This window comes from Streptomyces sp. HSW2009 (assembly GCF_040240285.1).
Classification (GTDB): Bacteria; Actinomycetota; Actinomycetes; order Streptomycetales; family Streptomycetaceae; genus Streptomyces.
Genome location: NZ_JBEHZD010000292.1, coordinates 1 through 9,716, shown reverse-complemented (window position 1 = coordinate 9,716; position 9,716 = coordinate 1). Strand labels below are relative to the sequence as shown.

Annotated in this window: 9 protein-coding genes and 1 riboswitch; of the genes, 6 read left to right on the top strand and 3 right to left on the bottom strand. The window is 72.1% G+C overall.

Translation table 11 applies throughout. The features are described from left to right. On the top strand, positions 1-556 hold a 556-nt coding region (locus AAHZ94_RS20835), incomplete at its 5' end, for a LysM peptidoglycan-binding domain-containing protein (RefSeq protein WP_349994497.1). 275 nt (positions 557-831) lie between these two features. Continuing rightward, positions 832-997: riboswitch (cyclic di-AMP (ydaO/yuaA leader) on the top strand. A 2-nt stretch (positions 998-999) separates the two neighbouring features. Next, complete coding sequence (locus AAHZ94_RS20830) at positions 1,000-1,761, top strand: transglycosylase family protein (RefSeq protein ID WP_349994496.1); 762 nt, start codon at positions 1,000-1,002, stop codon at positions 1,759-1,761. A 152-nt stretch (positions 1,762-1,913) separates the two neighbouring features. Here AAHZ94_RS20830 and panB read toward each other — a convergent pair whose 3' ends face one another. Continuing rightward, positions 1,914-2,870 carry a 3-methyl-2-oxobutanoate hydroxymethyltransferase gene (panB, locus tag AAHZ94_RS20825; RefSeq protein WP_349994495.1) on the bottom strand — a complete coding sequence of 319 codons (957 nt, stop codon included), beginning with the start codon at positions 2,868-2,870 and terminating at the stop codon, positions 1,914-1,916. A 423-nt stretch (positions 2,871-3,293) separates the two neighbouring features. Here panB and AAHZ94_RS20820 point away from each other — a divergent pair, with 423 nt between their 5' ends. The 3 genes from AAHZ94_RS20820 (at position 3,294) to AAHZ94_RS20810 (ending at position 7,507) form a co-directional block, all read left to right on the top strand. After that, positions 3,294-4,970 carry an MFS transporter gene (locus tag AAHZ94_RS20820; RefSeq protein WP_349994494.1) on the top strand — a complete coding sequence of 559 codons (1,677 nt, stop codon included), beginning with the start codon at positions 3,294-3,296 and terminating at the stop codon, positions 4,968-4,970. Positions 4,971-5,233: 263 nt separating this feature from the next. Then, a complete protein-coding gene (locus AAHZ94_RS20815) occupies positions 5,234-5,977 on the top strand; it encodes a TetR/AcrR family transcriptional regulator (protein WP_349994493.1) in 744 nt (247 codons plus the stop codon). 486 nt (positions 5,978-6,463) lie between these two features. Next, entirely contained in the window at positions 6,464-7,507 is a 1,044-nt protein-coding gene (locus AAHZ94_RS20810; protein WP_349994492.1) for an endonuclease/exonuclease/phosphatase family protein, read from the top strand. A gap of 82 nt (positions 7,508-7,589) precedes the next feature. On the opposite strand, the gene AAHZ94_RS20805 is transcribed toward AAHZ94_RS20810, so the two are convergent. Continuing rightward, positions 7,590-8,120: a hypothetical protein gene (locus tag AAHZ94_RS20805; protein WP_349994491.1), complete on the bottom strand. Its 531-nt coding sequence runs from the start codon at positions 8,118-8,120 to the stop codon at positions 7,590-7,592. An 88-nt stretch (positions 8,121-8,208) separates the two neighbouring features. Continuing rightward, positions 8,209-8,808, bottom strand: a complete 600-nt coding sequence (locus tag AAHZ94_RS20800; protein WP_349994490.1) for a cupin domain-containing protein — start codon at positions 8,806-8,808, stop codon at positions 8,209-8,211. A 72-nt stretch (positions 8,809-8,880) separates the two neighbouring features. Between AAHZ94_RS20800 and AAHZ94_RS20795 the strand changes: the two genes are divergently transcribed. Beyond that, positions 8,881-9,435, top strand: a complete 555-nt coding sequence (locus AAHZ94_RS20795; RefSeq protein ID WP_349994489.1) for a TetR/AcrR family transcriptional regulator — start codon at positions 8,881-8,883, stop codon at positions 9,433-9,435. The last annotated feature ends 281 nt before the right edge of the window (positions 9,436-9,716 follow it).

Below are 9,716 nucleotides of genomic sequence, written 5' to 3'. Positions count from 1 at the left end.
TTCACACCCACTGCACGTGCACCGCACACCCCCACCGCACCGACACGGCCCCCCCCCCCCCCCCCCCCCCCCCCACACCCTTTTTTTTCCACCCCCAACCCCCCAAACCCCCATAGCAGGCCGTCTCGTGGGCCCGGACTGGTGTATAAGACACCGGGCCGCACGCGGCCGGCACGCCGGCGGCAGCGACGACGCGGCGGAGACCGGCGCGGAGGCCGGCGCGGACGCCGGCGCGGGCACCGGCAAGCACCGCGGCGAACCGAGCCCCGAGCCCGGCGCGGACGCGGACCGTGGCGACGGCGCGACGGAGCGTCCCGAGGGTCGCCACGTCGACCGCAGCGAGCGCGGGCGCGACGGGGTCAAGGACGCGGACGGCGTCACGGAGGGTAAGCACGAGGTGCGTTCCGGCGACACCTTGTCGGCGATTGCCGAGCGCCATGAGACTCCGGGCGGCTGGCCGGCGCTCTACGAGGCAAATGAAAAGGTCGTGGGCGCCGACCCGGACCTGATCTTGCCTGGTCAGAAGCTTGACCTTGGAGTGAAAGCGGAACGCTGAGGGGCCGCAGGGCGGGGCAATTGGTGGCGATGTGCCCCGTTTGGCGAAAGTGAGACATGGGTCTCTTTGACTTCCCGGCGTGTCTCGCTTGCCCAATCTGTAGCCGTGCTGTCTGACCTGCGGGGATGTGAATTTCTTGCGGGTAAACCCCACTGACTTTCCAGGGATGTAGGGGTTTGAGCACTCCGGGCATCTGTGATTACGGTCTTCATCGCTCGCCACCGCGAGCGCCACTGGTCGTCACGCCGAATCCTGCCGGCGGCCGGGGGGAACCGACGCGTCAAGCGCCGAAGGCAGGAGCGGGGGAACCACAGGTAAGTGCCGAACGGTCCGGGGTACGAGGGGGCTGAACGGCTAGGGGTGAAGCTGCGGGAGACCGCGGCCGGGCAACTCACAGTCCGAACCCGACAGCTCACCTCGTAGGCGTCGGTGAGGAAACCAACATGCTGATTTCCAAGGGCAAGCACCGTCGTCCGTCCAAGGCCACCCGGATAGCCACGCTCGCCGGCGTGACCGGTGCGGCCGTCGCCGTGCCGCTGATGGGTGCCGCCAACGCCAACGCGGCCACCACCTCGCAGTGGGACCAGGTCGCCCAGTGCGAGTCCACCGGCAACTGGTCGATCAACACCGGCAACGGCTACTACGGCGGCCTCCAGTTCTCCGCCTCCACCTGGGCCGCGTACGGCGGCACCGCGTACGCCCCGACCGCCAACCAGGCGTCCAAGGCGCAGCAGATCCAGATCGCCGAGAAGGTCCTCGCCAGCCAGGGCAAGGGCGCCTGGCCGCACTGTGGCGTCAACCTGACCCAGGGCGGCTACACCGCGCCCAAGCAGCAGGCCCCCAAGCAGCAGGCGCCGAAGCAGCACACCGCGCCGAAGCAGCAGGCCGCCCCGCAGCAGGCCGCGCCGAAGGCCGCCCCCAAGCACGCCGCGCCGCGCACCACCCAGGAGCAGGCCCCGAGCCGCAGCGCCGAGCGCTACGTGCCGCGCCACGCCGCCCCGCAGCAGGCCGCGCCGCAGCACACCGCCCCCAAGACGATCAAGAAGGGCGACGGCGAGTACAAGGTCGAGTCCGGCGACACGCTCGCCAAGATCGCTGAGGCCGAGGGCGTCAAGGGCGGCTGGGCCAAGCTGTACGACCTGAACGACGACATCATCACCGATGCCGACCTGATCTACCCGGGCCAGCAGCTCCACCTGAGCTGACCCACCCGCCGGGCCCCCCCCCCCCCCCCCCCCCCCCCCCCCCGGGGGGGGGCCCGTCCAATGGGTGTTTGGCCTGGTCGTGACTGGTCCGATGGGGTAATTCGGCGCCATTTGCCACTACGCGCGGGTATGACCCGCCTCTTGCCAGGCTATTAGTGAAAAGCGTGCTCAGGTGCCGGGTACGTACCGCCGCCGCCGTCGTCGGCGAAGGCGCGGGCGGCGGCCCCGAGGGTCTGCCGCAACTGCGCGTACTGCTTGACGAAACGCGGCACCCGGCCGCCGTTCAGACCGGCCATGTCCGTCCACACCAGCACCTGCGCGTCGCACTCCGCGCCCGCGCCGATGCCCACCGTCGGGATGTGCAGGGAACGCGTCACCTCGGCGGCGAGTTCGGCCGGTACGAGTTCGAGGACCACCGCGAACGCGCCCGCGTCCTGTGCGGCCTTGGCGTCCCGCAGCAACTGCTGGGCAGCCTCCTCGCCGCGCCCCTGCACGGGGTAGCCGCCGTAGGCGTTGACGGACTGCGGGGTGAGGCCGATGTGCGCCATCACCGGGATGCCGGAGCGCACCACCAGCTCGATCTGGTCGGCCGAGCGCTCGCCGCCCTCCAGCTTCACCGCGCCCACGCCCGCCTCCTTGACCAGCCGGGTCGCACTGCGCAGCGCCTGCACCGGACCCTCCTGGTAGGTCCCGAACGGCAGGTCGCCGACGATCAGGGCGCGCCGGGTGCCGCGGACCACCGCGGCGGAGAGGATGGTGATCTCGTCCATGGTGACCGGCACGGTCGACTCGTACCCGAGGTGGCAGTTGCCCATCGAGTCGCCGACGAGCATCACGGGGATGCCGGCCTCGTCGAAGACCGATGCGGTCATCGCGTCGTAGGCGGTGAGCATCGGCCACTTCTCGCCGCGCTCCTTGGCCGCCGCGATGTCGCGGACGGTGATCCGGCGGGAGCCCTTGCCCCCGTACAGCGCCTTGTCGCGCGCGGCGCCGGCACCGGCACCGGACGCGGCGGGGGCGTCTGGGGCGGATGCGCCCGTGGCGCCCGAGGCGGATGCGTGGGTGGCGGGTGGGGTGGATGCAGCCTGGTTCGAGGCATGCGTCGTCATGACGTGTCTCCGCTTTCGTCATCTCAAGGCGCCCTGACGGCGTCCCTGGACCGCTTCCATGCTGGCACGTGGCCCGTACGGTGCGGAAGGGCCCTTGGGTCCCGTTCGCCCCACAGGCCACGACCGCTATCCGGACACCCGATGGCCACGCCTGTCCCGTGGTGGGAGACCTGCGGTCAGCGCCCTGGGATCGAAGCCCCGCGGCCCGCGGCCGAGCCCCGCGGTCGAAGCCCCGTGGGCGGAACCTCGTCCCGCGCTGCGGCCGGCACCCCGCTGCGGGCCCCCGCGGGCAGACCGCCGCCCCGTGGCCGGCACCCCGCGGCCGGCGTCCCGCCCCGCGGCAGGTCTCCTCGCCCCCATCTCTACGTAAAGACTTTCCAATACGAGACGGTCTCGTTTCGGAATGGGCATAGCCTGGCCGGCATGGCAACACCATCCGACATAGCCACGGTCCGTACCGTGCCCGAGGCGATCCACCGCAGGCGGTGGGCGATCCTCGTCGTCCTCATGTTCAGCGTGCTGATCGTGGTACTCGACAACTCGATCCTCAACGTCGCCATGAAGACCATCTCGCAGCCGGAACCGACCGGTCTGGGGGCAACCCAGAGCGAGCTTGAATGGGCGATCAACTCCTACACCCTGGTCTTCGCCGGGCTGCTCTTCACCGCCGGTCTGTTCGGCGACCGGATCGGCCGCAAGAAGATCCTGCTCGCCGGCATGCTGGTGTTCGGCATCGGCTCGGTGCTCGCCGCGTTCTCCGGCTCGCCCGCCGAACTGATCACCTACCGGGCCGTGATGGGCCTCGGCGGCGCCCTGGTGATGCCCGCCACCCTGGCGATCTTGATGAACGTCTTCGAGCGCGACGAGCAGCCCAAGGCGATCGGCATCTGGGTCGCCGCCGTCGGCCTCGCCATCGCCATCGGCCCGATCACCGGCGGCATCCTGCTCGAACACTTCTGGTGGGGCTCGGTCTTCCTGGTCAACGTTCCGGTCGTGATCGTCGGACTGATCGCGATGGTCGTCCTGGTGCCGGACTCCCGCGACCCCTCGCCCGGCCGCTTCGACCCGATCGGCGTGCTGCTGTCCGTCATCGGCCTGGTGCTGCTGGTCTACGGGATCATCAAGGGCGGCCAGTTGGCCGACTTCGCCGACCCCGAGGTGCTCGGCACCAGCGGTGGTGGCCTGCTGGTCCTGCTGTTGTTCGTCTGGTACGAGCGGCGCGTGGAGCACCCGGCGATCGACATCAGCTACTTCCGCAAGCCCGCCTTCTCGGCCGCCATCGCCGCCATCGCGCTGGTCTTCTTCGCGCTGATGGGCGTCACGTTCTTCATCGTCTTCTACACCCAGAGCGTGCGCGGCTACAGCGCTCTGGAATCGGGTCTGCTGTTGCTGCCGCTGGCCGGCGCCCAGTTGATCTTCGCGCCGCGCACCCGCCTTGTGGTGGACCGCTTCGGGGCGCGCGCCGTGTGCACCGCGGGCATGGTGGTGATCGCCGGGACGCTGGCAGGCTTCCTGCTGCTCGACGTGGACAGCCCGATCTGGGTCCTGGAAGTGCTCTTCTTCCTCCAGGGCGCGGGCATGGCGCACATCATGCCGCCGGTCACCGTCGCGATCATGCAGTCGCTGCCGCGGGACAAGGCGGGGTCGGGCTCCGCGCTGAACAACACCTTCCGGCAGGTCGGCGGGGCGCTGGGAGTGGCCGTACTGGGATCGCTGCTGTCGACCACGTACCGTAACGGCATCGACGACGAACTCAAGGCCGTCCCCGGCCTCTCCGACGAACAGCGCCACAGCGCGGGCGAGTCCATCGAGGCGACGCTCGGCGCGGCGCAGCGGATGGGCGAGCAGGGCAAGGCGCTGGTCGCGCCCGCGCACGACGCCTTCATCCACGCCATGCACCTGACGGCGGTCGCCGCGGCCGGTGTCGCGGTGCTCGGTGCGCTGGTCGTGGCGGTGTTCCTGCCCGGCAAGCAGCCCGCCCCGGCCCAGCGGCCCGGTGCGCCGGGCGGCGGCGATGAGCCCGGTGCAGCCGGTACGGCGGGTGCGGCAGGCGCGGCGGGGTCGGTGGGCGGCCCGAACACGCTGGAGGCACACCGGTGATCCCCACGCCATCCGACGCCGGCCGGACGCCCGGTCGGACCACCTCACCACCAGGCCGCGCCCGGCGCGCGCCCGGCGACGGGGCGGCCCGACCGACGGGCGCCGGAGCGAGTGCGCCGGATGGCGTGCCGGCCCCGGCCGGCACCGACCGCCCCGCGGGCGTACCCGTACCGAAAGGGCGGGCCGCTTCCGCGGCGGACGCGGGCGCGGATACGGCCGCGAGCACGGACACCGTTACGGCCACGGCCACGGACGCAGCCCCCATGACGGACACGGTCCTGGCCGTGGCCGGCGCCCCCGGTTCCCCCCATCCCGCCGCAGCCACGACCACGGCCGGCGCCCCCGGCCCCCGCCGTGCCACGGTCACCGCCGTCGCCGGCGACGGGCTCGACGCGCTGCCCGAACCGGCCGGCGGTGGGGCGGGGGAGCGGCGGGGGCGCCCGCGCAGCGCCGCGGCCGACACCGCGATCGTGGAGACGGTGCTGCGGCTGCTCGAAGAGGGCGCCACGGTCGCCGACCTGTCCATGGAGCGCATCGCCCGGGAGGCCGGCGTCGGCAAGGCCACCGTCTACCGGCGCTGGTCGGGCAAGCCCGCGCTGATGCTGGACGTGATGCAGGCCCTGGACATCGACACGCCCGCGCCCACCGGCACGTCCGTCCGCGACGACCTGGTCCAGATGCTGGAGTCGATGCGCCGACGCGGCATCGCCAAGCGCCAGTCAGCGTTGGTGCTCACGGTGTTGACCCAGGTGAAGGCGCAGCCGGAACTCTGGGACGCCTACCACACGAACGTGATCCAAAAGCGGCAACAGGTCATGCGCGAGATCCTCGCCCGTGGCATGGCCAGCGGCGAGATCCGCGCGGACGAGGACGTCGACTTCGTCGCCGAACTCTTCGTCGGCCCGATGCTCTCGCGCGTCTTGCTGCACGAGTGGCAGGAACTCCCCGAGGGCCTCGCCGAGCGCATCGTCGACACCGTCCTGGACGGGGTGCGCCCGCGCGGCTGAGCCCGTACGCCGTGCCCGTGCACCGGGTGCGGCGGCGCGGGGTGGGCATGGTGCCCGCTCGTGTCGTACGACGCGGCGTCCGCGCATCCCGTACGGCTAGACGTGCGGCGCGACCGACCGCCCCACCCCTCCGCGGAATTCACGGACTCCACGGAATTCACGGACTCCGCAGACCGGCCGGGGCGAAGTCGGGCGAAGCGCCCGCCGGACGGGGGAGTTCCGGCCAGTCGTCGCATGTCGGCGCCGGCGGTGATGCGCGCTGTGCAGCGCTGTGTGGGCCCCTGCCCTTGTTGCACTCCTTGTATTGGATCTACGACGGTTTGTGCCGGCCGCGTCACAGGCCCCGCCCAACTCGTCGAAAACGGAACCCGGGCCCGCCCGCCACTCGTCCTCACTTTCGAGGCGCCCACCCGGAGCGTCGGAAACACCCTGGTCATCACCTATGGTCTAGGCGGTGGCGGGCCGGTGAGCTAGTGAGGACGACGCATGGCGCAGGCGTACGCGGAAGAGACCGGGCACGACCGGGACGAGCCCGGACCGGCCCGTTCTCGGGCGGAGCGCCTCAAGGACCACGGGCGGCGGCTGATCGACGGTTGGCGGGGCCGCGAGGTGTGGCGGCGCGGTCTGGTGGTGGCCGGGTTCGCGGTGCTGCTCGCGCTGCTGATGATCCTGCACGCACAGATCCCCAACAACGTTGGCAACCTCGGCAGCCTGCTGGAGACGTTTCTGCCGTGGATCGGCATGGTGGGCATTCCCATCCTGTTGGTCTGTGCGCTGGTGCGCCGCTCGGCGACCGCGCTGGTCGCGCTGCTGATGCCGGTGATCGTCTGGCTGAATCTCTTCGGCGGTCTGTTGACCAGCAAGTCCGGATCGGGTGGCGACCTCACCGTGGTCAGCCACAACGTCAACGCCGACAACGCCGACCCGGCTAGTACGGCCAAGGACGTGGCCGCGTCCGGCGCGCAGGTGGTCGCGCTGGAGGAAGTGACCGGCGACGCGGCCCCCACCTACGAGCGCGAGCTCAAGTCGGCGTACCCGTACCACACGATCCAGGGCACGGTCGGGCTGTGGAGCACGTACCCGATCAAGGACGCGCGGATCGTGGACATCCAGATGGGGTGGTCCCGCGCGCTGCGAGCCACGGTGGCCGCGCCCAAGGGTGAGGTCGCGGTGTACGTGGCCCATCTCCCCTCCGTACGCGTCAAGTTCAATGCGGGCTTCACCGCAGGTCAGCGCGATGACAGCGCGCGAGCGCTGGGCGCGGCCATCCGGGCCGAGCGGCTGGAGCGGGTGATCCTGCTCGGCGACCTGAACGGCACCGTCAACGACCGCGCGCTGGCTCCCGTCACCTCGCAGCTCCGCTCCGCGCAGGGCGCCGCGGGCGACGGCTTCGGCTTCAGTTGGCCCGCCTCGTTCCCGATGGCCCGCATCGACCAGATCCTGGTGCGCGGCGTGGAACCGGTCTCGGCGTGGACCCTGCCCGACACCGGTAGCGACCACTTGCCGGTGGCCGCCTCGGTCAACTTCTAGCCGGTGGCGGGGCCCGGCCGTCGAAGGGCCGTCCCCTGTCCGGCCCTTCGACGACCCGACCGGCCGCACTACCCCCGGCCGGCTATCCCCGGCGCGCGGGCTCCCGCGGCACCGTGTCCCGGCCCGGCGCCAGCCGCCGGTCGAGCGTGAGCACCAGCCCATCGGCCGGGGCCAGCGCCAGCAGCAGCGCGGCGGCAGCGGCGCTGAACACGGAGCTGTTCAGCGGCGCTTCGAAGTCCGCGAAGAAGAACATCGACAGCGCGAAGCCGCACAGCACTGCCGCACTCGCCCAGGCCGAGAGCCGCACCCAGACTCCGAGCAGCAGCGTGCCGCCGAGTACGAGCTCGACCGCGGTGGCCGCACCGCCGGCCACGTCCACCAGCCCGCCGGACAGGTACGGCGCCAGATCGTGCACATAGGCCAGGTACGCGTCGTAGTCGCCCCAGGCCACGGCGTTGGTGCCGGCCTCGCCCCAGAGCCCGAACCGGTCGGCGACCGCGGACAGGAACCCCGCCGCCAGCGCGAGCCGCGCCACGACGGTCGCCACCGCCCAGCTCCGGCGGCCACCGGCCGCGCCATCGACGTACGCGGTGAGTTCGTTCCATCTCGTCATGAGTCCTGCTCTCCACATCGGTAGGGGGATGCGCCGCGGAACGGCCCCGCCCGCCCCGGGGGCGCCGCGCGCGGAGCGCGGTGCCGGGTTACGCCGATTCCCGCTGGCCGGAGCTGGTGCCGGTGCCGGAGGCGGTCTCGGAGGTCGAGCCAGAGCCATTCGAGCCAGAGCCAGAGCCAGAGCCAGAGTCGGAGTCAGGAGCGGCGGCCTGTGCCGGCCCCGGCTGCCCAGGCTCCTCGTAGGTGATCTGGTGCCGGGCGGCGATCCGGTTGAGCGGGGCCGGGTCGAGCCGGCCCTGACGGCTGATCTGGGTCCGGTTCTCGATCATGTCCTGGAGGAAGCACTCCCAGCCGCCCGGCGAGGAGATCTGGAGCACCCGCGGCGGCCGGGGCCCGGCGGGCCGCAGGGCGTGCGGGACACCGTGCGGCAACAGCACGAACTGGCCCGCCGCAACGGTGTGAGTCCGGTCGTCGAACTCCACCGCGAGCTCCCCGTCCAGCACGTACACGCACTCGTCCGAGACGTGGTGGACATGGCGCGGGATCTCCTGCGCGACCACCACCTCAAGGAGCGAGAACCGGCCCTCGGTGTCCTCGGTGCCGGCCTTGACGGCCATCGCGGGCGGCAGCGGCACCCGCGTCGGGCGCGAGGCCCCGGCGTCCAGGAGGATGAAGCGGTGCTCAGACATGGGCTATCCTTCCGATACGAATTCGGATTCGGAATCCGATTCCGTTTAGAGCTCAGCAGAGGATGCGGTGGAATGTCAAGGCCGTCACGTGCCGACGCGGAACGCAATCGGCTCAAGGTGCTGGAGGTCGCCCAGGAGCTGTTCGCCGAGCGCGGCGACGAGGTGCAGATGGCCGAGGTGGCCCGGGCGGCCGGGGTCGGCGTGGGCACCGTCTACCGGCACTTCCCGACCCGGCAGGTGCTGGTCGAGGCCGTCGCCGAACAGCGCTTCGCGGGCATCCTCGCCTTCGCCGAGGAGCAGTGCCTGCCTCAGCCGGACGCCCGCCGGGCGCTGGGCTGCCTGCTCACCCGGGGGGGCGAGGTGCACGAGGAGGGCCGCGGCCTGTCCGGGGTGATCGACGCGACGTTCGGCTCCACGGCGCCGCGCGGCGGCGCGGTCGGCGACGCGCTCATCGCCGTCGGCGAGGAACTGGCCCGCCGCGGCCGGACGGACGGCAGCCTGCGCCCCGACGTGACCGTCGCCGACCTCTACATGGCCGTGGGCGCGGTCGCCATGCTCAGCCGCCACGCCGTGGGCGACTGGCGCCGCTTCCGCGACCTCACGCTGGACGGCCTCGCGGCGGGGTGAGCGGCGCGCGGCGCGGGCGGATGTGGCTGTGCACGAGCAGGGCGTACGCAGGGGGTTGTACGCGAGCGGGGCGGACGCGCGCATGCGGGGGCCGGACGCGGCAGCCCGTACAGAGCTTCGCGCTCGCGGCGAACGGGGCGAGCGGGCCGAACGGGGCGAGGGTGCCGAGCGGGGCGGGCCGGCGAACGGGAAAGGCGGCGGGGGGGGGGGGCCCCAGCCCGCCCCCCCCGCCGGCCGGACGCAGGGGGTCGGGGCCGGAGGGGCGGGCTAAAGAGAGCGGG

What these genes read in the sequence shown, in the direction of transcription:
- AAHZ94_RS20830 (WP_349994496.1), top strand. Translation starts at nt 1,000, where the DNA reads ATGCTGATTTCCAAGGGCAAGCACCGTCGTCCGTCCAAGGCCACCCGG.
- AAHZ94_RS20795 (WP_349994489.1), top strand. Translation starts at nt 8,881, where the DNA reads ATGTCAAGGCCGTCACGTGCCGACGCGGAACGCAATCGGCTCAAGGTG.
- panB (WP_349994495.1), bottom strand. Translation starts at nt 2,870, where the DNA reads ATGACGACGCATGCCTCGAACCAGGCTGCATCCACCCCACCCGCCACC.
- AAHZ94_RS20800 (WP_349994490.1), bottom strand. Translation starts at nt 8,808, where the DNA reads ATGTCTGAGCACCGCTTCATCCTCCTGGACGCCGGGGCCTCGCGCCCG.
- AAHZ94_RS20810 (WP_349994492.1), top strand. Translation starts at nt 6,464, where the DNA reads ATGGCGCAGGCGTACGCGGAAGAGACCGGGCACGACCGGGACGAGCCC.
- AAHZ94_RS20815 (WP_349994493.1), top strand. Translation starts at nt 5,234, where the DNA reads ATGACGGACACGGTCCTGGCCGTGGCCGGCGCCCCCGGTTCCCCCCAT.
- AAHZ94_RS20805 (WP_349994491.1), bottom strand. Translation starts at nt 8,120, where the DNA reads ATGACGAGATGGAACGAACTCACCGCGTACGTCGATGGCGCGGCCGGT.
- AAHZ94_RS20820 (WP_349994494.1), top strand. Translation starts at nt 3,294, where the DNA reads ATGGCAACACCATCCGACATAGCCACGGTCCGTACCGTGCCCGAGGCG.